Genomic DNA, 22,391 nt, shown 5'->3' with positions numbered 1-22,391 from the left:
GCCTTCCGGCACCGGGAGCGAGTGGCATGATTGCCATCATCTGAAAGGATCTTGCCATGCACCGTGTCGTCGTCCTGGCCCTCGAAGGCGTCTACCCCTTCGAACTCAGCATCCCGGTAAGGATCTTCGGCACCGCCGCCGGGCGCGATGGGGAGCCGCTGTACGAGGTCGCCACCTGCGGCCTGGACGGCGGCCCGGTCACCACCAGCGCCGACTTCGCCATCACCGTGGCCCATGGGAGCGAGGCGCTGCGCACAGCGGACACCCTCGTCATCCCCCCGTTCACCTGCGGCCCCGACGAGCAACGGGACTGGCTGCCCGACGAGGTGGCCCGGGCTCTGGCCCTCCTGCCCGCCGGCGCCCGCATCGTCTCGATCTGCACCGCCTCCTACGTCCTCGCCGCCGCGGGCCTGCTCGACGGCCGCCCCGCCACCACGCACTGGAACGAGGCTCACCACTTCCAGCAGGCCTTTCCGCGGGTCCAGGTGGACGCCAACGTGCTGTTCGTCGACAACGGCCAGGTCCTCACGGCGGCGGGGGTCGCCGCCGGCGTCGACCTCTGCCTGCACCTGGTACGCCGCGACCACGGCAGCGAGGTCGCCAACCGGGTGGCCCGGCTCTGCGTGGTGCCCCCATGGCGCGAAGGCGGCCAGGCCCAGTACGTCGACCGCCCCGTGCCGGAGCCCTCGGCCACCACCACGGCCGCCACCCGCGACTGGGCCCTGGAACACCTCCACCGGCCGCTCACCCTCGCCGAGTTGGCGGCGCATGCCCGCATGAGCGTCCGAACGTTCTGCCGGCGGTTCCGCGACGAGGTCGGCATGCCGCCCGGCCAGTGGCTCACCCGACAGCGGGTCGATCACGCCCGACGGCTCCTGGAGACCACCGACCTGCCGGTCGACCACATCGCCACCCATGCGGGCTTCGGTACCGCCGCCTCACTCCGCCAGCACCTCGCCACCACGCTCGGCATCTCACCTGTCGCCTACCGCCGCGCATTCCGCAACAGATGAGGCCCCGTCGCCTTCGGCGCCCCGCGTTCCCGCCGCCCACCGCGTCACGGGCCCCAACGCGTACGACGCCGCCAGGAACAGTCCGCCGAGCAGCAGCCAGCCCATCGCGCCCATCCCCAGGAGCAGCCCGGTGAGCATCAGCGGTCCGAGCGTGCGGGCGACCGTGGTGCCCGTGCCGAAGAAGCCCTGGTACTCGCCGACGCGCCCCACCGGCGCCAGATCGAAGCCGAGTTGCCAGGACCCGGCCGACTGGAGCATCTCGGCGGCCACCAGCAGCACCGAGCCGCCGGCCAGGACGGCGACCGCGCCCCAGGGCGAACGTCCGGCCGAGAGCGCGAAGACCCCGCAGGTCAGCAGCATGAGTGCGCCGGATCGACGGATGGCACGGGCTGCCGTGGCCAGTCCGGTGACCGAGCGAGCGGCACGGACCTGGAAGAGCATCACGGCACCGGTGTTGAGCATGAAGAGCGCGGAGACCAGCCACTCGGGGGCGTCGGTGCGCTCGGTGATCCACAGGGGCAGGCCGAGGCTGAGCAGCGGCATGCGCAGCAGCAGCACGGTGTTGAGGAGCGTCACGGCGACGTACGGCCGATCCCGCAGGACTTCGAGTTTCGCACCCCGGGCCAGGGGAACGGGGGCGACCGCAGGCAGCCGCGACAGCAGAAGCGCGCAGATCAGGAAGCTCAGGGCATCGATCGCGAAGACCGCGAGATAGGCCGACCTGGTCGCGGCGGAGAGCGCGAGCCCGCCCAGTGCCGCCCCCACCGCGAGGCCCGCGTTGAGCGTCGACTGGAGGTGGGCGAGCGCACGGGTGCGCTCCTCCTTGGCGACCAGGCCCGCGAGCAGCGCCTGCCGGGCGGCGGCGAGGCCCGACTGCGCGGTGGCGTAGAGGCAGGCGGCCGCGAGGAACGGCACGAAGTCCCGTACGACCAGGAAGGACGCGACCGCGGCGGCGGTCGCGAGGGCGAGCAGCACCGCGGTGCCGCGTGGTCCGCGCCGGTCCGCGATCCGGCCGAGCGGCACCCCGACGACCGAGCCGACGGCCCAGGCCAGGGTGAGGCCGAGGCCGATCCTGGCGGGTGCGAGACCGACGACGTGAGTGAAATAGAGAGCCGAGGTGACGTAGTACGCGCCGTCACCCACGGAGTTGCTCAACTGGGCGAGGGCGAGCGTGCGTTGGGGACCGGCAGGCGGCAGCAGCGTGGACATGGCTGGACGGTATCCAGACAGTGGCTCGCCCAGACAGGACAATGAGGGCCGCTTTTAGTGGGCCACTTCGTGCGGCCTGTCGGCGGGCGCACCGACCGCGGACTGAACACGCACTCGCGCTAGTGTGCGCACGTGAGCCTTCATGTCGTTGTGGGATTCGGGCCCGCCGGGGCGGCCACTGCTCGGCTGCTCGCCGAACAGGGTCATTCGGTACGGGTCGTCACCAGGTCGGGCCGAAGCCCGGAGCCCGGCATCGAGCACGTCGCGTTGGACGCGACGGACAGCGAGCGACTGATCGAGGTCGCGCGGGGCGCGGCCGCGATCTACGGCTGTGCCGCACCGCCCTACCATCGCTGGGCGCGCGCATGGCCGCCGCTGGCCTCAGCAGCCTGCGCGGCGGCCGAGGCGACCGGGGCCGTCCTGGTCATGCTGGGCAACCTCTACGGCTACGGTCCGGTGGACGGTCCCATGACCGAGGAGCTGCCGCTCGCGGCGACCGGCCCCAAGGGGCGGGTGCGCGCCGCCGCCTGGGAGCAGGCGCGGAAACTGCATGAGCAGGGCCGTATCAGGGCGGTCGAGGTGCGGGCCTCGGACTTCTTCGGGCCCGGCGTGACCGGCGGCGGGCACCTGGCCGCGCGGGTCGTGCCACGCGTGCTGCGCGGCAAGCCGGTCTCCGCGCTCGGGGACCCGGACGCCCCGCACAGCTGGAGCTATCTCCCCGATGTGGCCAGGGCCCTGGTCGAGGTCGCGGGCGAGGAGCGGGCCTGGGGACGGGCCTGGCACGTCCCGACGGAGCCCGCGCTGTCCACCCGGGAGATGGTCGACCGCCTCGCCGCCCAGTCGGAGACGGGGCCGGTCGCGGTGCGCGGGCTGTCGCCGGCCGTGCTGGGTGTCGTGTCGGTCTTCTCCCCGCTGATCCGCGAACTGAAAGAGATCCGCTACCAGTTCGACCGCCCGTTCGTCGTTGACTCAAGCGCTTACCAAGCCGCGTTCGCGGTACGGGCCACCCCCGTCGACGAGCAGGTCAAGGCGACGGTGGACTGGTGGCGTGAGCGGCTGCGGGCCCGGTGAGGGTTCGTGGTGTCCTCGGCCTGGATTCCCCGCGGGTGACGCGCACGCGGCGGACCGTCTAGTCGGTGTTCTCACCCAAGGGAACCACCAGTCCGATGCCTTCGGCCGCCACCGCGACGGCGTAGTCGAAGAACGCGGACTCGTCCCGGACACTGTCGTGGGTACGGCTGAAGACCTGGAACACCAGGAGCCCGATCAGGCTGCTCCACAGCACGATGCCGCGCTCGATGACGTCCGAGAACGGGGCCTCGGGCACGCCGCCGAAGAGCTCCACGGCCTCCGGCAGGAGCAGCGGCGGCCCGGGCACCGCCCGCCGGGGCGGGGTGAGTTCACCGGCCTCCAGCGCCGAACGGACAATGCCGGCCAGCACCGCGGGGGTGCGCGAGGCGGGCGGAACCGTCTCCTGCGGGGCGTGGTAGTCCGGAACGGGCGAGCCGTAGATCAGCGTGAACTCGGCGGGGTTGTCGAAGGACCACTGCCGCAGTGCGCGAGTGACCGCGAGGAGCCGCGCGCCCGCCGACGCGTCGGCGCGCCCGGCGGCCTGATCGGCCTGCTCCATCGCGGCGCCGGACTCGTTGTAGGCGTCGATGACCAGCGCGGTCAGCAGGTCGTCCCGATGCGGGAAGACGGCTTCCACGTCGACGACTGCCAGACCGCCGCCGGCGGCCACGGCATCCAGGGACAGCCCTCCGGCGCCCAGTTTCACCAGCAGTTGGCGCGCGGTGGCCTTGATGACCTCCGGCTGCCCGGTGTTCTCATCGGCGGCGTTCGCTCCGGATACATCCATGGCGAAACCGTACCCCTGCCGACCGCGACGGCGATCAGCGCGGTCGCCCGAGCACCCGCGGACGTGCGGTGATCCCAGGGGCCGGCGCCGGGCGGCTCGGCCGCGCCGCGGGCCGCACGGTGTCTCCCGCGCCTCCGGGCACCGGGCGAGCCCATGCCGTTCCCCCGGGCGGGCCCCGATGCCGGCGCATGCGGCGTCGCGGTACGTACCCAGGCACGTACCCATACGGCCGTGCCACGACTGGCAGCCGTAATCCGGCCCGAGGATGCTTGAGCGTGTGGTACAGCGCAACAGAGCGGGAGCGGGTACGTGAGGGCACCGGGCGCGGCGCGGCGCACCACCGTCGGACGCTGGTTTCTGCGCCACCTTCAGCTGCTGCCCGTCGCTCTGCTCGTCGGAGGTGTCCTCTTCGACTACAACACTTCCGGGCACGTGAGTGGAGAGGCCTTCTACACAGCCGCGCCGATGACAGCCGCCGCACTGCTGTCGCTGCGCGCGACGATCCTGGCGGGCATCGGTGCCTGTGCCGCCGACGTCGCGCTGCTCACCCACTTCGGCTTCATAGGGAAACCGGGTGGGCAGAGCGAGCTGGCGGCGGTCGTGACCGTCTCGGCCTTCGCCATCGTCGTCAACCGGCTCATGTACTACAGCAACGTGCGGCTGCAGTCCGCACGCAGAATCGCCCTCGCCGTGCAGCGCGCCGTGCTGCCGCGGCTGCCGGCCACGATCGGGCCCCTGCGGATCGCCGTGCGCTACCAGGCAGCAGTGAAGGACGCTCAGATCGGCGGTGACCTGTACAGCGTGCAGGACACCCCGTACGGCGTACGCTGCCTGGTCGGCGATGTCCGGGGCAAGGGCATGGGCGCGGTCAAGGTGGTGGACGTGGCCATGGGGGTGTTCCGGGAGGCCGCCGAGGAGGAACCCACGCTCGTCAGGATCGCGGCCAGGCTGGAGCGGGCGCTGGTACGGGAGAAGGAGCGGCGGACGGGACCCGAGCGGGCCGAGGGGTTCGTCACCGGCGTTCTCGTCGAGATCCCGCACCGCGGCGGTGAACTGCGGCTGGTCAACCGGGGCCACCCGGCGCCTCTGCTGCTGCACGCCGGCCGGGTGCGCTGCGCGGAACCGTCCGAGCCGGCCCTCCCCCTGGGGCTGGCGGAGCTGGCCGCCGGCCAGGACCGGACCGAAACGGTGCCCTTCCCCACAGGGGCCACTCTCCTGCTGTACACCGATGGCCTGAACGAGGCCCGGAACCGCGCCGGGGACTTCTACGACCCCGCGGCCGGGCTTGCCGGGCGCGACTTTCCCGGCCCGGACGCGCTGCTCGACACCCTTCTCACCGAGGTGAGCCGCCACACCGGCGGCCGCATCACCGATGACATGGCGCTGCTCGCGGTGACCCGAGGCAGCGGCTGACCTGGGAACGGGCCCGGTACGGCCCTCCGGCACGGCGCCGGAGACGCCTCAGAGGTCCGAACGGGTGAACATCACTCTGGTGGGTGCCCGAGGGCGCCCCGGCGGACCCGCCGGAGTGAGGCGCGGGGCCCGTCAGGTGAGCAGTCCGCGCATCACGGTCACGGGCAGCGCCGGGTTGGCGGCCGCGTGCTGCGCCAGTTCCTCGTCGTCGAGGAGGGCGAGCAGCCGCCCGCCCGGCAGTCGGGGATGGCGGGCCGCCCCCGCGCGGACCGCCGGATCCGGGTCGCGGGTGAGGCGGTCGGCGGTGCCGGGCGCGAGTCCGGGGTCGAGGACGGCCAGGCGCCGTTCGTCGGGTGCGTCGGCGTCCGCGAAGCGTGCGCCCAGTCCGGCGACGGGGAAGCGCGGGTGCTCGGTGAGCAGGTCGCGGGCCGCGCCCCGGTGCTCCAGGTAGCCGCGCAGCAGCAGCTCCGGCGGCGGCGCCGGGTGGTTGTGGGCAAGCAGCATCCGTACGCCCAGGTCGTCGTCGCGCGCGAGCAGGGCGACGAGCGCGGCGGGCAACGCGGGGTCCCGGGCGGCCCGGCGGCGCAGCAGAGGGTGGCGTGAGCGGGCGTACGCGGCGGAGGCGTCCGGGTCGGGGGCCGCGCACGCGTGGTGGTCGATCGGCCCGAAGTCGTCGTCGGCGTCCACCGTGTAGTCGATCGCCGCCCGCTCGTCCTCGGTCAGTTCGGGCCGCAGGGAGATCGCGGTGCGCACCCGCGGGTCGAGGTCGCGCGCGAGGGTCTTCACGAGCGCGGGGACGAGGTCGCCGCGACGGGCCAGCTCCAGTCTGACCTCCGGATCGGGGTGCTCGACGAGCCGGGCGACGACGTCCGGCGGAGTGCTGTGGTTGTGGGCGAGGACCCAGGGGTTGTCGGGGTGGGGGTCGCGCAGCAGCCAGTCGACGACGGTCCGGGAGAGGCGGTAGTTCACCAGGATCAGCCCGGTCCCGTGATTGCGCGGCACCGGCAGCGGCCCCAGCCTGCGCTCCATCGCCTCCGCGTCGTCGGTCTCCAGCATGTGCTCCGCGCTCGCCCGGACCCGCGGGTGCGGGTCGTTCAGCAGAGCCGTCCGTTCGTCCCCGGACATGAGGGTCCACATGTTGGTGGCCATCTGCCGGATCGAGGCCATGGGGTGGCCGCCGAACGACCGCTGGACGCGGAAGGGGATCTGACAGGAGAAGAACAGCTCCTGCAAGCAATCGCTTTCGTACGTCGTGAGCATCCGGTCGATCACCCAGTCGGGGAGCGGGCGGACGGGCCGCGTCCGGTCCGGGCGGCCGGCGAGGCGTGCCCGGACGAGCCACTCGGGATCGTCCACGACCAGCCCGCGCACCTCGGGGTCCACGAACGGGTTGCGGGCCAGGGCACCGCGGACCCGGGGGTGCGGGTGCGTGACGATCGCGGCGGTCACCTCCTCGGGGAAGGAGGCGCGCCGGGAGGCCAGCGCGGACCAGGCGCTCTCGTGCTCCGGTTCCAGCAGCCGCAGCAGCAGGTCGGCCGGGGCGGCCGGGTTGACGGCAAGGCCGTCGAGCAGCGCGGTCATGCCACGGCCTCCTTCTCGGCCGCGTCCCGCTCGTCGTCCCGGCCATTCCCCTCGTCCTGTTCATCGTACGGGGGAACGGGCAGGGGCCGGCTGTCACGACCGCGACAGCCGACCCCCGGTGATGCGGCGTCAGCCGGACCGCCTAGGAGCCGACGTGCTCCAGGCTCATCCGCACCGGTTCGGTGCCGGCGTCGTTGTGACGGGCCGCCCAGTTCTCCAGGGCCGCGCGGCACGCGTGGTCCAGGTGCCGGACGGACGACAGGTCGAGCTCGATGGGCCGGTCCTTGGGCAGGGCCTCCAGCGCGTCGAGGATGCGCGGCAGCCGGAGGAAGGTGGCGTTGCCGGTGAGCGTCACCACCGTTCTGCCGCCGGTGAGTTCGCGGGTGTCGACGTGGACGTGCGAGGTCTCCCACGCCGATTTCACCACCGCCAGGACCAGGCCCAGCACCACGCCCTCGAACATGCTGGTCGTCACGATGGCGACGGCCGTGATGGCGAGGATGACGGCCTCACCGCGGTGCTCCCGCCACAGCGGGACGATCTCCTTGGCGGGGATCAGCTTGCACCCGGCGTGCACCAGGACGCCCGCCAGCGCCGCGAGCGGGATGATCCCGATCGCCGCCGGCAGCAGCACGGTGAACAGCAGGATCCACAGCCCGTGCAGGATGCGGGAGAGCTCGGTCCTCGCACCCGCCTGGACGTTGGCGGAGCTGCGGACGATGACCGCGGTCATCGGCAGGGCCCCGAGGGCGCCGCAGACCGTGTTGCCCACGCCCTGGGCGACCAGCTCCTTGTCGTAGTGCGTGCGCGGGCCGTCGTGCATGCGGTCGACCGCGGCCGCGCTGAAGAGCGATTCCGCCGACGCGATGAGGGTGAAGGCGAGGACGGTACCCAGAATCGCGACGCCACCCAGCGACGTGAGGTCGTTCATGGCGGGCGGCTGAATGGCGTCGAACAGCCCCTGCACCTTCACGTGGGCGACGTCCAGCCCGCCGACGGCCGTGACGGCCGTCGCCAAGGCCACCGCGGCCAGCGGCGCGGGAACCAGCCGCACCTTGGCGGGCAGCCTCTTCCACGCCACGAGCACGACGATGGTGCCGAGGCCGACCGCGAAGGCGGTCAGCGCCGTACGGGTGGTGGCGATGTCGGCGGCCAGCTCCGGGATGCCGACGATCTTGTCCAGCCCCGAGCGCGGCTGCTTGGCCTCGGCCATCGTGTACAACTGGCCGAAGACGAGGACGAGTCCGATGCCGGCCAGCATGCCCTGCACGACCGCGACGGAGATCGCCCGGAACCAGCGGCCGAACCGCAGCAGGCCGAGGAGGATCTGGAGCGCTCCGGTGGCCAGCACGATGGCCCCGAGCATCCCCAGGCCGAACTCCCGGACGGCCTCGTATACGAGCACGGTCAGGCCCGCGGCGGGTCCGCTGACCTGCATGGCACTGCCGGGCATGAAGCCCACGACCAGGCCGCCGACGATGCCGGTGATCAGGCCGAGTTCGGCGGGCACGCCGGACGCGACGGCCACGCCGACGCACAGCGGCAGCGCCACGAGGAAGACGACGAGCGAGGCGAGCACGTCCTGGCGGAGGACAGCCGGATTCCTGAGAGCGGAGAAAGCGGAGAACATGGGTGAGAGTCCCTCGGTCTTTGTGTCAGGCCGGTTCACAGCGCTCCGAAGGACAGGGCACCCTCGTCGGGCCGGTGCGCCGACACCGCACCCGTGTGCACCTCGTAGTACCAGGCGTGCAGGGAGAGCGTGCCCTCGGCGATCCGCTCCCTGACGCAGGGGTAGCCGCGCAGCGCCTCCAACTGGGCGACGGCGTGGGCCTGTACGGCCTGCGCCACATCGGAGGAGTCCGCCTCCGCCGAGCGGACGGACGCGTGCGGCGGAACGGCGTGCTCGAGCCAACCGCGCACCGCGGGAACGGTGGAGAGGTCGTCGTCGCGGACCACCGCGCCCACCGCGCCGCAGTGGGAGTGGCCGCAGACGATGATGTCGCGGACGCCGAGGACGCGGACGGCGTACTCGATGGTGGCCGCCTCTCCGGTGGGGCGGTCGCCGCCGGGGTACGCCGGGACGATGTTGCCGGCGGTGCGCAGCTCGAAGAGCTCCCCCGGGCGCGCCCCGGTGATCAGCGCGGGTACGACGCGCGAGTCGGAGCAGGTGATGAAGAGGACCTCGGGGGACTGCCCGGCTTCGAGGGCTCTGAAGGCCTCGGCGTGCCGGGGGTCGGCCACGTGCGTGGCCGAGAAGGAACGGGCGTTGTCGATCAGTGACTTCATGATGGCCTGCCTCCTGCGCCTCCGCGGCATCGGCCGGGGCGCGGTGTGGTCGGGTCGGTCAAGAGTTCCGGGCGCGGCAGCGGTATGCCTGGCACCGCGACATCGGGGTACCGGGCGTCACACCACGCCTCTGCGGCACATTCTGCGTGACGGCCACAACGATCACTTTACCAGCGCATTACCGCTTCATGGCAGATTAAAATACCGCCAAAACCCCTACACAGTTGGACACTGACCAAATGTTCGATCCATGACACGCCTTGTCGCAGTGTGCGGCAATTCCCGCGGCTCTACGCGCCGGCACCGGCGCCCACAGCCCGGCGCGACGGCTCCAACGCGGGCGACAGTTGAAGAATCAAAGGTTTATGGACGGATTTACCTGACATGTGGTCAGTAGAGGTTCGATTCTGCGGTATCTTCTATGGTGTTCCCTCGTGACCCACCGTCGGACGCGACGACGGCACGACGCCGGGAGGGCCGTGCGCACGCCCCCCGCGGAACACCCCGAGCACCGATGCGTGGCGAAGACGCGCCTCCTTGTCCTTCAGGCGCCCTCGTCACGGCTTCGCCGTGCCGGCAGACCCTCACCGTTACCGTTCGTATCCCCCTAGGCAAAGGCCGAATGTCCGTTCATCCGTTGTCGGACCTCATACGTCACACCCGCCTTAACTCTCCCTTCTACTCGGATCTCTACGCGGCGCTCCCGCCGGACGTGGACGACCTCACCGCACTGCCCGTGGTGGACCAGGAAGCCTTCTGGGCGGCCAACACCCTTCAGGGCAACCGCGTCCTGACCGGCCCGCTGAGCGAGGCCGTCGTCTACAAGACCGGCGGAACCACCGGCGCGCCGAAGTTCTCCTGCTACACCCGCGAGGAGTGGCGGGAGTTCACCACCGCCTTCGGTCAGGGCCTGGTGGACGCGGGGCTGCGCCCGGGCCACCGGGTCGCGGACCTGTTCTACGCGGGGGACCTGTACGCCAGCTTCCTCTTCGTCCTGGACGCCCTGGCCCACGCCCCCGTCGGCAACGTCCGCCTCCCCATCGGCGGGGCCGCTCCCCCGGAGTCCACCGTCCCCGCGCTGGAGGACTTCCGGGCACAGGTGGTGGCGGGCACCCCGACCACGCTGTGCCGGCTCGCCGCGCACCTGGTGGCCACGGGCCGTCAGCTGCCCTCGGTGGAGCTGCTGTTCTTCGGCGGCGAGGCGCTCTTCCCCGACCAGCGGCCGCTGCTGGCCGCCGCGTTCCCCCAGGCAGAACCGCGCTCGCTGGGGTACGCGAGCGTCGACGCCGGACTGCTCGGCCGTCCGGTCCCCGGGCCGGACCCGCGCGTGCACCGCGCGTTCACCCCGCACACCGTCGTGGAGATCCTCGACGAGACGACCGGGGAGCCCATCCGCGAGGCGGGCCGGGCAGGGCGCGTCATCGTGACCCAGCTCTACCGCCGCCTGATGCCCGTCCTGCGCTACCCCGCCGGTGACCGCGCCGAGTGGACGGACCCCGAGGCCGGCTGCTTCCGCATCCTGGGCCGGGCCGAGGAGGGCGTGCGCGTGGGGCCGGTGTCGCTGTACGCGCAGGACGCGCTGGCCGCCGTCGCCGAGGCGGACCGCGACGGCCGCGTCGTGGGCACCCAGCTCGTGGTGCGGCGCCGGGAGGGCCGCGACGGGCTCGTGCTGCGCCTCGCCACGGCGCCCGGCGGCGACGACGCCGGACTGGAGTCCCTGGGCCGCACGGTCGTGGACGGGCTCAACCGGGCCCGGCCGCTGTACCCGGAGAGCGCTGCCGCCGGGCACGTCCACCCGCTCGCCGTGGAGTGGGCGCGCCACACCGACCTCGTGGTCAACTCCCGCTCGGGCAAGCTCGTCCGGGTGGTCGACGAGAGGCCGACCGCGTGACCGCCACCACCGGGAGGGCGGGGCGCAGGCTGCCGCTCGTCCTGCGCAACCGCGCTTTCGGCGCGGTCTGGCTGGGCCAGGTGCTGACCCAGGCCGCGGTCCGCATGTTCCAGGTCGGCGTGTCGTGGTGGCTGGTGGCCTACGCCGTCGGCGCCGGGCGGGGACTGGCGTCGGGCCTGTTCATGGCCGTCAGCACGCTGCCGGCCGTGGCGCTGGCGCCCGTGGTCGCCCGCGTCGTGGCCCGTTGCGCGCACCGGTCTGTGCTGCGCGCGGCCGCGGCGACGGCCGGTGCCGCCGTCGCCGTCCTGGCCCTGTGGGGTCACGGCGGCACGGCGCCGGTGGTGGCCGCGTACGCGGCGACGCTGGTGCTGGCCTCGTGCCAGGCGTTCTTCGACCCGTGCCTGACCACCTCCGTGCCCGAGCTCGTCCACGACGAGGACATCGAGGCCGCCACCGGCTTCGAGCTGTCCACCCAGTCGCTGGCGAGTCTGGGCGGTGCGCTGCTGGGCGCGCTGGTCGTGGACGCGGCCGGGGTGCCCGGGCTGGCCGCCGGCTGTGCCGCCGCCTACCTGGCCGCCGCGCTCCTCGTCACGACGGTCCGTTTCCGCACGGCCGCCGAGCCGGCGTCGCACGGCGGCGCGGAGGGCGCTGACGGCCCTGCGGCCACGGACGGGAAGCCGCGCGGGCTGCGCGAGACGCTGGCGGGGCTGCCGGCCATCCGGAGGATCCTGGTCTGCTTCACCGCGGCCAACCTGTTCACCACCGCCGTCTTCGTGGTCATCCCGCTCTACACCACGTCCGAACTCGGCGACGGCGGTTCGACCGTGGCGCTGCTGGAGGCGGCGCTGGGCACGGGCACGCTGCTCGGCTCGGTCACCGGCGCCCGGGTCCCGGGCCGGCCCACGCGCCTGGGGGCCTGTCTGCTGGGCGTCATGGCCGCGGCGTTCGCCTTGGCGGGGCTGCTGGCTGGGCGGTTGGTCCTGGCGAGCTGTCTGGTGGTGGCCGGCTGGTGCGTGGGCGTCATCGGGGTGCGCTTCGTGGCGCTGTTCCAGCGGCTCGTCCCGCCCGCGGACAAGCCGGGGTTCTTCGCCGTCATGCAGGCCGTGCTCGGGGCGTCCTTCCCCGTGGCGTCACTGCTGTTCGGCCTGCTCGGCGATCACCTCCCGGCGCGGACGCTGTGCCTGGTCCAGGCCGCTGGACTGGTGCCCGCCGCGATCGCGCTGGCGCTGCTGCGCACGCCGGGCACCGGCGACCGGGACCGCGGGCGGGCCAGCGAGGGCCGGCAGACCGGTGCGGACCGGCGGACCGGTGATAACCCGCAGGCCGACGAGGACCCGCAGGCCCACGAGGGCCGGAAGCCCCATCCGTCCGACCGGTCCCCTGAGTTGGCGGCCACCGGAGGAGAGCGATGACCGCCGTGATCGACCGGGCGTCGCCGACCGACATCGCCGAGCTGCGCCAGCTCTACTACGCCGTCTACGGGCCGCACTACCCCGGCGCCCTGGGCACGGACCCCGCCGAGATGGCCCGGCTCATCGGCGACCCGGACACACTCTGGCTGGTCGCCCGCTGCCCGGACACCGGCGCCGTCACCGCGTCGGCCGCCGTCCACGGCGAACCGGGCGGCCGGGTCGGCCGGCTGGAGGGCGTGGCCGTGCACCCCGATTACCGATCCGGCGGGCTGGCCTCAGTCCTCACCGGCGAGTTGTGCCGACGCACGCTGGAGGCCGGGCGCCTGGACTCGGTGTACGCCACCGTCCGTACCGTCGGCGCCGGTCCGCAGCGCGTCGTCTCCCGCAACGGCTTCAGGCCGCTGGGCCTGCTGGCCAACGCCGTGGACCTCAGCACCCGTGAAAGCCTCGCCCTCTACGCGCGTCACGCCGCGGGGGTGCTGGACCGCCGCATCCCCGTCGCCGAGGTGCCGGCCCCGCTGGCCCCCCTGCTCCGCGCGGCCGAGGACAGCGTCGGCGTCGACTACGGGCCCACGCGCACGACCGCGCCGCGCCCCGTGCCGGGCCACCCGGCGGCTCCGGCGGCTCCCGCCGCTCCGGCCGCCCGGCTGGACATGCTGGAGATGATCGAGGCGCCCGGCTTCGTCCGCCGCCGCTTCCGCGACCGGTTCCCCGGCACCGAGCGCTGGTTCTACCCACTGCACACGCCCAACACCCTGCTCGTCCCCGACGACGACGGCTGCGAGGTGTACGCGTACCTCAACCGGGCCGGGCGCTACTGCTCCCTGGTCGCCGCCCACCCCGGCCCGGAGGCGGCGGCCGCCTGGCTGGAGCCCGTCACCCGCGCCCTGACCCGGGCGGGCGCCGGCTACGTCGAGGCACTGCTGCCGCTGGCGCGGCACGACCTGCTGTCCGCGTTCCTCGCGCAGGGCTTCATTCCCGGCGCGCTCTACCCGGCGATGCGCCCCGAGCCCGGCGGCGACGGCTTCCACGACTACGTGGTGATGTCGCGGACCGCCGAGCAGATCGACTTCCGCGGCGTGGTCGCCGACGGGCCCCTCCAGCCCTACCTGGACGCTTACCTGTCGACCTGGGCGTCGACCTACCTGCCCCCTTTCGAGGTTGCCTCATGACCACGACCGAATCCCCGGTCCTCAACCCTCATCTCGCCCCCGTGGAGGTCCCCGACCCCGCCTTGCTGCCGCGGGTGCAGGAACTGTGCGATCTCACCGATCCGTACGCCTGCGGCCCCCTGCAAGAAGAGCTGTTCGCCGCGGCCATGGCGGAGGTCAACGCCTGGCACGCGGACCGCTCCCCGTTCTTCCGCTCGCTGTCCGAGCGAGCCGACCGGGATGCAGCCGAGCCGTACGGCGCACCCCCGGTGCACGCCAACTTCTTCAAACGGCACGAGGTGCTCTCGATCCCCCGGGACGAGGTGGAGCTGCACCTGACCTCCTCGGGCACCACCGGCCAGAAGTCGCAGATGTTCTTCGACCACTGGACCATCCGCTCCGCCCAGCGCATGGTCGCCCGCATCTTCGAACGCAACGGCTGGATCACCCCGGAGCAGGAGGTCAACTACCTGCTCTACAGCTACGAGCCCGCCCCCGGCCTGAAGCTGGGCACCTCCTTCACCGACAACTACCTGTGCGACTTCGCGCCCGCCCGGCGGGTGGAGTACGCGCTGCGGCACACCGGCAGCGGCCACGAGTTCGACCCGTTCGGCTCGGTGGCGGCGCTGCGGCGGTTCGCCGAGGACGACGTACCGGTGCGCATCCTCGGCTTCCCCGCCTTCCTGTGGTTCACGCTGGAGCGGATGCGGGCCATGGAGCTGCCGCCGCTGACCCTGCCGGAGGGCTCCCTGGTCGTCCTCGGCGGCGGCTGGAAGGGCCACGCCGACCGGCGGATCGGCAAGGAGGAGCTGTACGCCCGGGTCACCGAGCAGCTGGGCGTGGCGCCGGAGCGGATCCGCGACACCTTCGGCTCGGTCGAGCACTGCGTTCCGTACATCGAGTGCGACCACCACCGGCTGCACGCCCCCGTTTGGTCGCGGGTGTTCGTCCGCTCGACGCGCACGCTGGAGCCGCTGCCCCACGGCGAGCCCGGATTCCTGCACCTGGTCTCCCCGTACATCACCTCCGTACCGGCGCAGAGCGTCGTCATGGGGGACCTGGCGACGCTTCAGCCGGGCCGGGAGTGCCCCTGCGACCTGGGGACGCCCTGGTTCACCGTCCTGGGCCGGGCCGGGGTGAGCCGCAACAAGAGCTGTGCGGTGGCCGCCGCCGAACTGATGAAGGGACTGTCGTGACCACCCCCACTCCAGAGAACCAGCATTACTGGCAGGGCTCGTTCGTCGGCGACGAGGAGGCGGGCCGCCGCCTGGCCGGCCTGGCCGCCACCGTGGAGGCCGCCCTGGCCGCTCCGCTCGACACCGCGGCCGTGCTGTCCGCGTGCGACGCGCTGGCCACCGCCCTGCGCGACCCCGCCCATCCGACGCGCGTGCGCCTGGCCACCCAGTTGCCCGCCGGCGAGGACGAGGGCGTGCTCGCCGAGCTGGGCCTGGCCCTCACCCGCGCCGAGCTGACCGCCAAGCTCCGCCGCGAGCTGGGCGGCACGGCGCCGCAGCGGCTGATGCGGCCCGATGCGAAGGAGACCGTTTACGAGGCGTGGGCGCCGGTGGGCCTGGTCGCCCACATCGCGCCCGGCAACGCCGCGACCGTGGCCCCGCTCAGCGTCGTCGAGGGCCTGCTCGCCGGCAACGTCAACGTGCTCAAGACCAGCTCCGGCGACACCCTGCTCGCGCAGGCCGTGCTGGCCGAACTGGCCGCGCTGGACCCCACGGGAGCCGTCGCCGAGCGCGTGATCGTCCTGCGCTTCCCCTCGTCGCGTCGGGAGTGGCTGCGCATGATGTGCGCGCCCGCGGACGCGGTCGCGGTGTGGGGCGGGGAGGCGGCCGTCGAAGGTGTCGCCGCGCACGTACCGCCCGGCTGCCGCCTGGTGGAGTGGGGCCACAAGATCTCCTTCGCGTATCTGGCGCGCGAGGCCTGGCACGACGGCCGGGCGCTCGCGGCGCTGGCCGCCGACGTCTGCGCGTACGAGCAGCAGGCCTGCTCCAGCCCACAGGTGGTCTACCTCGACACCGAGGACGAGGAGGAGGTCTTCGCGTTCGCGGAGCGCTTCGCCGGCGCGCTGGCCGCGGTGCCCGCCCCGGCCGCCGCCGACGCGCCCGGCCGCGCGGAGGAGGCGGAGGTCACCACCACCGAGCTGATCGCCCGGCTGGAGGAGCACCTCGGGCTCACCCGCGTGCACGCCGCGGCCGACGGCTCGTGGCGCGTGATCGCCGACACCCGGCCGGCGCTCACGGCCTCCCCGCTGTACCGGAGCGTCTGGGTCAAGCCGCTGCCGCGCAAGCGCGCGCTGAGCGTGCTGCGGCCGATGCGCCGCTACCTCCAGACGGCCGGCGTCGCGGGCGGCCGCGCCGACGTCGCCGAGCTGGCCCACCTGTTGCTGACCGCCGGCGCGACCCGGGTCACGCCACTGGGCGGAATGCCGTCGGGCTACTCCGGCGAACCGCACGACGGCGTGTACGCGCTCCAGCGCTACAGCCGCCGCGTCGCGGTGCGGGCCGACGAGCGGTTCGCCACCGTGGCCTGCCTCGACGACCTGGTACGGCCGGTGCAAACGCCCGCGCCGGGCGGCCCGCTGCGCGACAAGGCCGCGGTGCGGGAGCTGAACGGGACGGTCTCCCGGGCCGACGCCGAGCTGTACTTCCGCAGCGGCGGCAGCACCGGCACGCCCGCGCTGTCGCTGTTCACCTACGAGGACTACGACGCGCAGATGCACGCCGCCGCCCGGGGCCTGCTGGCGGCCGGATACGACCCGCGCCGCGACCGGACCGCCAACCTCTTCTACTGCGGCGGAATGTACGGCGGGTTCATCAGCTTCTTCTCCATCCTGGAGCGGCTGGGTGGCGTGCAGATCCCCCTCGCCGCCGGCCCCGACCACCGGGCGACGGCGCAAGCGCTGGTGGCGTACGAGGTCGACACGCTGTTCGGCATGCCCTCGTACCTGTGGCAGCTGCTGCACGACCAGGCCGACCTGCTGCGCGCGTACGGCGGCCTCCGCCGGATCTTCTACGGCGGCGAGCACTTCACCGCCGAGCAGCGGCGGGTGCTCGCCGAGGAGTTCGGCATCGAGACGGTCCACTCGCTCACCTACGGCAGCACGGACCTGGGCCCGCTGGGCTACCAGTGCACCGAGAGCACCGGCGGCGTGCACCACCTCCACGCCGACCTGCACACCCTGGAGATCCTCGACGCCGACGAGGACCGCCCGGTGGCCGACGGGGAGACCGGCCGGCTGGTCTTCACCACCCGTGCGCGACGGGGCCAGGACCTGGGCCGGTACGTCATCGGCGACCTCGGCCGGGCCGTGCCGGGCCCGTGTCCCTGCGGCAGCCGCGCCCCGCGCTTCGAGCTGCTGGGGCGGCTCGGGGACGTGGTGCGGGTGGCGACGTACTTCCTCAACTACCGGCGGTTCGTCACCCTCGCCGAGGAGGAGCTGGGCCACCGGGGCGAGACACAGGTCGTGCTCGCCCACGACGGGCGGCGCGAGCGGCTCACGGTCCGCCTGGAGCGGGCGGCCGGCGAGCCGCGCGCCGCGCGGGCGCGCGAGGTGTTCCTCGCGGGCTACCCCGAGCTGCGGGCGGCCGTCACCGAGGGGCTGCTGGAGCTGGAGGTGAGGGAAGTGGACAGCGCCGCCCTGGAGCGGACACCCGCCACCGGCAAGCTGCGGACGGTGGTCGACACGCGGCACGAGCCGGCCACGGCCGCGGCCGCTGTCTGAACCGCCGTCAGGACAGCGCGCTGACGGCAGTGCGGGGGGCCAGCCCACACGGCACGACGCGCCCGCCGACGACCTCCGCGGTCAACCCCGCCTGTGCGCCTGTCCACCTGTCCGTGAGCGTGCCCGCCGCCGTGCGGGCGCGCTCACGCGTGACGGAGTTCCGCACTCATGCCGCTTTGGCCCACCGGTCGAGGCAGAAGCCCCGTTCCATGTCCCCGGCGCGCTGCCCCGCGTGCCGGACGCCGCAGTCCCGCTCGTAGGCATGCCGCCCATTGGCGCACGTGATGAACTTGGTCTCGTCCGTCGGGTGGAGGTAGTCCCCGTTCGGATGACCGCTGCAGTCGTACCAGTGCGTCTTCGCGCCGGTGGGCACGACCGCGACGCCACGCAGCAGTTCCGAGGTGGCGCCCAGAGCGGCGGCGCCCTGGTCGGCCACCCCGTTGTGGACGGGCGGCTGGGCTTGGGCGGCGGGAGCGGCGAACAGGGCACCGCCGACGAGTGCGGCTGTCGCAAGAATGTTTCTGATCACGACGCGTCCAACGAGACGACCCCTTTGGGCGTTACTTGGTCGAATCGGGTCAACCCCCTCTCATGCCCCTGCCGAGGGGGCCCTTCTCCGTTCACTCGTGAGGGGGAGCCCGGCCCCGGGTGGCCACCGCCTGGGAGGCGCGGCTGGCACGCTGCGGTGGCATGACCACTATCAGCGAAAGCGCACGTGCCGCGATCGTCAAGGAGTTCCAGCGCATGGACGCCGACGGCGAGGGAGCCGTCGACCTCACCGACTTCCTGCGCGCCCCCCGCAGGCTCCTCACCGCCCTCGACATCCCGGAGGACGCCCCCAAGGCCCAGGCTCTGATCCGGGCCAATGAGACCCAATGGGCCTTCTTCCTGTCCCTGGGCGACGCCAACGGCGACGGGAAGCTCACCTCCGACGAGTACGTGACCGCCCGCACCTCGCCCGAGTTCCGTTCCCCCGACCGCCCGGGCAAGGGCGAGGTCTGCCAGACCCTCTTCGCCGTCCTCGACAGCGACGACGACGGCACCATCAGCCAGGAGGAGTTCCTCCGCGCGGCCGACTTCCTGTGCATGCCGCCCACCGAGGCGTCGTCCTACTTCGCGAAGCTCGACAGCGACGGCGACGAACGGCTGAGCGCCGCGGAGTTCCTGAAGGCGGTCAAGCGCTTCTACACGAGCTGACCGGACACAAGCAGGGCCAGTGGAGGTCGCCCGTCACCGGGGGGCCTCCACCCTGTGCCCCCTCGCCGGACCGTAGAGGGCCGCGTCCTCCCCCGTGATCAGAGCCCAATAGCGGTCGCCGAAGGACCAGTGCCACCATTCCGTGGGGTAGTTCACCAAACCGGCGGCGGTGAGCACAGTGCCGAGCAGCTTCCGGTTGGCGCGAGCCTCCTCACTGATGTTGACGGCGTGGGTGTAGCAGGCGCCGTCGCTCTCCTCCGGGTCCGCGTTCATCCGCGTGCCCAGGTCCAACTCGCCTCCCTCCACGTCGGCCAGGGTGAGGTCGACGGCCGCGCCGGCACTGTGCGGCGCGATGTCGGGTGGGGACACGTACCGGCTCGCCGCCGAGTGGATCCGCTCGTCGGGCCATTCAGGGTGGTCGGCTCGGAGCCGGCCGGCGTACTCCTCGAAGTACTCCTGCTGGAGCGAGGGCGGCCGGTACCCCTCGACGAACAGCAGCCGCAGGCCCCGCGGAAGCATCGCCTGGGCCTCGAGCAGCCGCTTCAGCACACCTTCCCGCAGGTACGCGAAGGCGTCCGCCGGGTCCTGCTTGCGCGCGTCCACCAGCAACGAGCCACCGCGGCGGACGTCCACGAGACGTTCACCGCATTCCGCGACGGGTATGGCGGCGACGTTCGGATCGGACATCAAGACGATCTCACCCATGACGCGATCATCTCGCACGGCGCGGCCCGGCGACCCCTCCCCCTCACAGCACTGGCGCGGACCGACCGGCCGCACCGTCTTCGCGAGCGGACCACCGCGCCTACGTCCGCAGGGCGTACACGAAGCCGCTGTCGTTGCCGACGAAGACCAGCCCGTCTGCGACGGCCGGGGAGGACTTGATGTCGGCGCTGGTCAGGTGGCGCCAGCGCTCCTCGCCGGTGCCGGCGTCGACCGCGTAGAGCTCGCCGTTCTTGGCACCGACGTAGGCCACGCCACCGGAGACGGCCGGGGAGGAGTAGACGATGTGGCCGATCCGGAAGGCCCAGCGCCGTTGGCCGCTTCGGATGTCGACGGCGTACAGATGGCCGTCGTCGCTGCCCACGTGGGCCGCGCCGCCCGCGATGGCCGGGGAGGAGCCGACCCCGCCGTCCGTGCGGAACCGCCAGCGCCGCTTCCCGCTGCCGGCGTCCAGGGCGTACAGGCTGCCGTCGTAGCTGCCGGCGCAGACGACGCGGCCCCACACCGCCGGCGACGACTTGACCTCCGCGCCGGTCGGGAACCTCCAGCGCTCCTCGCCGGTACGGGCGTCGACCGCGTAGAGACTGCCGTCCCGGCTGCCGACGTAGACGAGACCGCCCGCCACCACGGGCGACGAGCGCACCCAGCCGCCGGTGGGGAACTTCCAGCGCTGCTCGCCGGTGCGGGTGTCGACCGCGTACAGATGGCGGTCGTCGCTGCCGACGTAGACGACACCGCCCGCGACCACCGGCGAGGAGTTGACCTCACCGCCGGTGTCGAAGTGCCACTTCTCCCTGCCGGTGGCCGCGTTCACCGCGTACAGCGCGTAGTCGGCGCTCCCGACGTAGACGACGCCGCCGGTGACGGCCGCGGAGGAATAGACCCCGTTGCCGGTGGGGAACTGCCAGCGCTGCTCGCCGCTGCCGGCGTCCAGCGCGTACAGGCTGCCGTCCTTGCTGCTCGCGTAGACCACGCCGCCCGCGGCCACCACTGCCGCCGTCACCGGGCCGCCCGTGGCCACCGCCCACGATTCCCGTTCCGCCCGGCGCCCGCGCCCGCCGGAGGCGCTCGCCCGCGCGCCCCCGGTGTCCCCGCCCGTCCCTCCGCCGAGGAGTCGGGCGCCCAGGCCCGCGGCCGCCGCGGCGGCCACCCCGGCGAGCCCGGCCAGCACCCGCCGACGCGTGGCGTGGCCGCCCGCCCCGGTGCCCGGTCCGGCGGGCTCCGGCCGCGGGCCGGTGCCGGTGGCCGCTCGGTCGGCGCGGGGGTCGGGGGCCGGGTCCGCGGGGGCTTCGGTACGGGCGGCGTCGGCGCCGCCGAGGGGGTGGGCGCGGTCGACGGAGTCGGCGACCGGGTCCGGCAGCCAACGGGCGCCGCGGAGGGCGAGGACGACCGTTCCCGCGTCGTCCTCGGCACCCAACGGTGGCTCTGGTACGACGCGTTCGGCCAGCTCGCGCAGGATGTCGGGAACGGTGGGGCGGGCGTCCGGGGCCTTGGCCAGACAGCGGACCGCCACGGCCCTGACGTCCTCGGGCACACCCGCCACGTCCGGCGGCTCGTGGACGACGCGGTAGCCGAGGGCCGCGCCGGATCCCTGCCCGAAGGGGCCGCGCCCGCAGGCGGCGAAGACCAGGACCGCGCCCAGGCAGAACACGTCGGCAGCCGGGCCCACCGGCCCGCCGGTCAGCTGCTCGGGGGCCATGAACCCGGGGGTCCCGATGATGACTCCGCTGCGGGTGAGGGTGGCGCCCGCCTCCAAGGCCGCCGCGATACCGAAGTCGATGACCCGCGGGCCGTCGGCGGCCAGCAGCACGTTCGACGGCTTGAGGTCCCGGTGGACCAGCCCCGCGGCGTGGATGGCCTGAAGGGCCTCCGCCAGCCCGGCCCCCAGCGCCCACACCGAGCGAGCCGGCAACGGCCCGTGCCGGACGACCGCCTCGGCGAGCGAGAGACCGGGCACGTGCAGGGTCGCGAGCCAGGGCGGCACGCTGTCCGGGTCGGCTCCGACCACGGCGGCGGTGAAGGCGCCGCTCACGGACCGGGCCGCGGCGGCCTCCCGGGCGAACCGGGCGCGGAAGCCGGGATCGCCGGTCAGCTCGGGCCGGATGACCTTGACGGCCACCGCGCGCCCGCCCGGGGAGCGGCCCAGATACACCCGGCCCATGCCCCCGGCGCCCAACCGGCCCGTGATCCGGTACGGCCCCACCCACCGCGGGTCGTCGGCCGCCAGCGCTTCGACCATCGATGTCCCCCCACACACGGCGCCCCGAGGGGAGCCCGCCACCCTCCCACCGTCGTCTCCATAGTGTCCGGAAACCGTCCCGCCGACACCCGCAACGGGCTACCGGCAACCACCCATAAGCTGTCGGTCTGCGCCAGGCTGACGGGGCGGCAGATCAACCTCTCCTCCAAGGGGGCGACCTGGCCGGACCCTGCTCGCGATAGGAGCGTCCAGTGGTACCACCTCGCCTCATCCCCTTGCTCGAGCGGTTCGACTTCGCGTGCCAGCGCCTCGCCGACCGTATGGCAGGGCCCGCCATGGACAGCGGCGACGGGGCGGAGACCGAGGTCAGCCGCATGACCGACGAGGAGTACTTCTGGGAGCCGGTACAGAAGGCGCTGCTGAGCGTCGAGGACTCCGCGCTCGACACCGTCGGGTACTGCACCTATCCCCACGGCAGCGACGCTGACGAGCCGCTCATCGACATCGTGTGGTGGGTCAACCAGGAAGTGCTGCACCACGGGGCCGAGATCGCCCTGATGCGCGATCTGTACTTCGCACGACACCGCTGACCCCGCAAGCCGTTGCTGGGCGACCGCACATGATCGCGGGCGTTCCCGATCCCGGCCGCACCCGTGATCCACCGGGCAGGATTTCAGCGCAGCGCGTTCTCGCCGCAGCCCGCGCGCGGCGGCGAGCCTCCGGG

18 protein-coding genes are annotated in these 22,391 nt (G+C 73.3%); 10 read left to right on the top strand and 8 right to left on the bottom strand.

Annotated features, from left to right (window positions below):
- The first annotated feature begins 56 nt into the window (after window positions 1-56).
- Window positions 57-1,013 (top strand): GlxA family transcriptional regulator, encoded by a 957-nt coding sequence (locus ACQUSR_RS29580; protein ID WP_431045743.1) that lies wholly within the window; start codon window positions 57-59, stop codon window positions 1,011-1,013.
- On the opposite strand, the gene ACQUSR_RS29575 is transcribed toward ACQUSR_RS29580, so the two are convergent.
- Entirely contained in the window at window positions 975-2,222 is a 1,248-nt protein-coding gene (locus tag ACQUSR_RS29575) for an MFS transporter (RefSeq protein ID WP_431045741.1), read from the bottom strand. The two genes, ACQUSR_RS29580 and ACQUSR_RS29575, sit on opposite strands and share 39 nt — an antisense overlap.
- A 132-nt stretch (window positions 2,223-2,354) precedes the next feature.
- Between ACQUSR_RS29575 and ACQUSR_RS29570 the strand changes: the two genes are divergently transcribed.
- Window positions 2,355-3,293 (top strand): NAD-dependent epimerase/dehydratase family protein, encoded by a 939-nt coding sequence (locus ACQUSR_RS29570; RefSeq protein WP_431045739.1) that lies wholly within the window; start codon window positions 2,355-2,357, stop codon window positions 3,291-3,293.
- A 58-nt stretch (window positions 3,294-3,351) separates the two neighbouring features.
- On the opposite strand, the gene ACQUSR_RS29565 is transcribed toward ACQUSR_RS29570, so the two are convergent.
- On the bottom strand, window positions 3,352-4,080 hold the full coding sequence (locus ACQUSR_RS29565; RefSeq protein WP_431045737.1) for a TetR-like C-terminal domain-containing protein: 729 nt from the start codon (window positions 4,078-4,080) through the stop codon (window positions 3,352-3,354).
- 309 nt (window positions 4,081-4,389) lie between these two features.
- On the opposite strand from ACQUSR_RS29565, the gene ACQUSR_RS29560 reads away from it, so the two are divergent.
- Entirely contained in the window at window positions 4,390-5,493 is a 1,104-nt protein-coding gene (locus tag ACQUSR_RS29560) for a PP2C family protein-serine/threonine phosphatase (RefSeq protein ID WP_431045735.1), read from the top strand.
- Window positions 5,494-5,625: 132 nt separating this feature from the next.
- Here the strand turns inward: ACQUSR_RS29560 and ACQUSR_RS29555 are convergent, their stop codons facing one another.
- From ACQUSR_RS29555 to ACQUSR_RS29545, 3 genes are all read right to left on the bottom strand, one after another.
- A complete protein-coding gene (locus tag ACQUSR_RS29555; RefSeq protein WP_431045733.1) occupies window positions 5,626-7,074 on the bottom strand; it encodes a translation initiation factor 2 in 1,449 nt (482 codons plus the stop codon).
- Between the two features lie 142 nt (window positions 7,075-7,216).
- The gene (locus ACQUSR_RS29550; protein WP_431045731.1) at window positions 7,217-8,704 is read right to left on the bottom strand and encodes a SulP family inorganic anion transporter; all 1,488 of its coding nucleotides are present in this window, start codon (window positions 8,702-8,704) and stop codon (window positions 7,217-7,219) included.
- A gap of 35 nt (window positions 8,705-8,739) precedes the next feature.
- Complete coding sequence (locus tag ACQUSR_RS29545; RefSeq protein ID WP_431045729.1) at window positions 8,740-9,360, bottom strand: carbonic anhydrase; 621 nt, start codon at window positions 9,358-9,360, stop codon at window positions 8,740-8,742.
- Window positions 9,361-9,982: 622 nt separating this feature from the next.
- Between ACQUSR_RS29545 and ACQUSR_RS29540 the strand changes: the two genes are divergently transcribed.
- Genes ACQUSR_RS29540 through ACQUSR_RS29520 form a run of 5 tightly spaced genes read left to right on the top strand, consistent with a single transcriptional unit; the run spans window position 9,983 to window position 17,547 of the window.
- Window positions 9,983-11,251: a phenylacetate--CoA ligase family protein gene (locus ACQUSR_RS29540; RefSeq protein WP_431045727.1), complete on the top strand. Its 1,269-nt coding sequence runs from the start codon at window positions 9,983-9,985 to the stop codon at window positions 11,249-11,251.
- Window positions 11,248-12,663: an MFS transporter gene (locus ACQUSR_RS29535; RefSeq protein WP_431045725.1), complete on the top strand. Its 1,416-nt coding sequence runs from the start codon at window positions 11,248-11,250 to the stop codon at window positions 12,661-12,663. Before ACQUSR_RS29540 ends, ACQUSR_RS29535 begins: the two co-directional genes overlap by 4 nt.
- Window positions 12,660-13,835, top strand: a complete 1,176-nt coding sequence (locus ACQUSR_RS29530) for a GNAT family N-acetyltransferase (RefSeq protein WP_431045723.1) — start codon at window positions 12,660-12,662, stop codon at window positions 13,833-13,835. The genes ACQUSR_RS29535 and ACQUSR_RS29530 overlap by 4 nt, the downstream gene beginning before the upstream one ends.
- Complete coding sequence (locus ACQUSR_RS29525; protein ID WP_431045721.1) at window positions 13,832-15,010, top strand: acyl-protein synthase; 1,179 nt, start codon at window positions 13,832-13,834, stop codon at window positions 15,008-15,010. The genes ACQUSR_RS29530 and ACQUSR_RS29525 overlap by 4 nt, the downstream gene beginning before the upstream one ends.
- Window positions 15,007-17,547: an acyl-CoA reductase gene (locus ACQUSR_RS29520; RefSeq protein WP_431045719.1), complete on the top strand. Its 2,541-nt coding sequence runs from the start codon at window positions 15,007-15,009 to the stop codon at window positions 17,545-17,547. The genes ACQUSR_RS29525 and ACQUSR_RS29520 overlap by 4 nt, the downstream gene beginning before the upstream one ends.
- 166 nt (window positions 17,548-17,713) lie before the next feature.
- Here ACQUSR_RS29520 and ACQUSR_RS29515 read toward each other — a convergent pair whose 3' ends face one another.
- The gene (locus ACQUSR_RS29515) at window positions 17,714-18,076 is read right to left on the bottom strand and encodes a chitin binding peritrophin-A domain-containing protein (RefSeq protein ID WP_431045718.1); all 363 of its coding nucleotides are present in this window, start codon (window positions 18,074-18,076) and stop codon (window positions 17,714-17,716) included.
- A gap of 161 nt (window positions 18,077-18,237) precedes the next feature.
- Here ACQUSR_RS29515 and ACQUSR_RS29510 point away from each other — a divergent pair, with 161 nt between their 5' ends.
- Window positions 18,238-18,744 (top strand): EF-hand domain-containing protein, encoded by a 507-nt coding sequence (locus tag ACQUSR_RS29510; protein WP_431045716.1) that lies wholly within the window; start codon window positions 18,238-18,240, stop codon window positions 18,742-18,744.
- A 33-nt stretch (window positions 18,745-18,777) separates the two neighbouring features.
- Here the strand turns inward: ACQUSR_RS29510 and ACQUSR_RS29505 are convergent, their stop codons facing one another.
- Together ACQUSR_RS29505 and ACQUSR_RS29500 are read right to left on the bottom strand one after the other, a co-directional pair.
- Window positions 18,778-19,449, bottom strand: a complete 672-nt coding sequence (locus ACQUSR_RS29505) for a M15 family metallopeptidase (RefSeq protein WP_431045714.1) — start codon at window positions 19,447-19,449, stop codon at window positions 18,778-18,780.
- 100 nt (window positions 19,450-19,549) lie between these two features.
- Entirely contained in the window at window positions 19,550-21,706 is a 2,157-nt protein-coding gene (locus ACQUSR_RS29500) for a PQQ-binding-like beta-propeller repeat protein (protein WP_431045712.1), read from the bottom strand.
- A gap of 212 nt (window positions 21,707-21,918) precedes the next feature.
- Between ACQUSR_RS29500 and ACQUSR_RS29495 the strand changes: the two genes are divergently transcribed.
- The gene (locus ACQUSR_RS29495) at window positions 21,919-22,257 is read left to right on the top strand and encodes a hypothetical protein (protein ID WP_431045710.1); all 339 of its coding nucleotides are present in this window, start codon (window positions 21,919-21,921) and stop codon (window positions 22,255-22,257) included.
- The last annotated feature ends 134 nt before the right edge of the window (window positions 22,258-22,391 follow it).

It is taken from the genome of Streptomyces sp. P1-3 (genome assembly GCF_050613155.1).
Classification (GTDB): Bacteria; Actinomycetota; Actinomycetes; order Streptomycetales; family Streptomycetaceae; genus Streptomyces.
This window is presented reverse-complemented; position numbering and strand designations above follow the sequence as displayed.

Bases quoted from the DNA above. Each gene is read 5' to 3' on its own strand.
- ACQUSR_RS29545 (WP_431045729.1), bottom strand. From the start codon at position 9,360: ATGAAGTCACTGATCGACAACGCCCGTTCCTTCTCGGCCACGCACGTG.
- ACQUSR_RS29540 (WP_431045727.1), top strand. From the start codon at position 9,983: ATGTCCGTTCATCCGTTGTCGGACCTCATACGTCACACCCGCCTTAAC.
- ACQUSR_RS29555 (WP_431045733.1), bottom strand. From the start codon at position 7,074: ATGACCGCGCTGCTCGACGGCCTTGCCGTCAACCCGGCCGCCCCGGCC.
- ACQUSR_RS29550 (WP_431045731.1), bottom strand. From the start codon at position 8,704: ATGTTCTCCGCTTTCTCCGCTCTCAGGAATCCGGCTGTCCTCCGCCAG.
- ACQUSR_RS29505 (WP_431045714.1), bottom strand. From the start codon at position 19,449: ATGGGTGAGATCGTCTTGATGTCCGATCCGAACGTCGCCGCCATACCC.
- ACQUSR_RS29575 (WP_431045741.1), bottom strand. From the start codon at position 2,222: ATGTCCACGCTGCTGCCGCCTGCCGGTCCCCAACGCACGCTCGCCCTC.
- ACQUSR_RS29525 (WP_431045721.1), top strand. From the start codon at position 13,832: ATGACCACGACCGAATCCCCGGTCCTCAACCCTCATCTCGCCCCCGTG.
- ACQUSR_RS29565 (WP_431045737.1), bottom strand. From the start codon at position 4,080: ATGGATGTATCCGGAGCGAACGCCGCCGATGAGAACACCGGGCAGCCG.
- ACQUSR_RS29580 (WP_431045743.1), top strand. From the start codon at position 57: ATGCACCGTGTCGTCGTCCTGGCCCTCGAAGGCGTCTACCCCTTCGAA.
- ACQUSR_RS29500 (WP_431045712.1), bottom strand. From the start codon at position 21,706: ATGGTCGAAGCGCTGGCGGCCGACGACCCGCGGTGGGTGGGGCCGTAC.
- ACQUSR_RS29530 (WP_431045723.1), top strand. From the start codon at position 12,660: ATGACCGCCGTGATCGACCGGGCGTCGCCGACCGACATCGCCGAGCTG.
- ACQUSR_RS29510 (WP_431045716.1), top strand. From the start codon at position 18,238: ATGACCACTATCAGCGAAAGCGCACGTGCCGCGATCGTCAAGGAGTTC.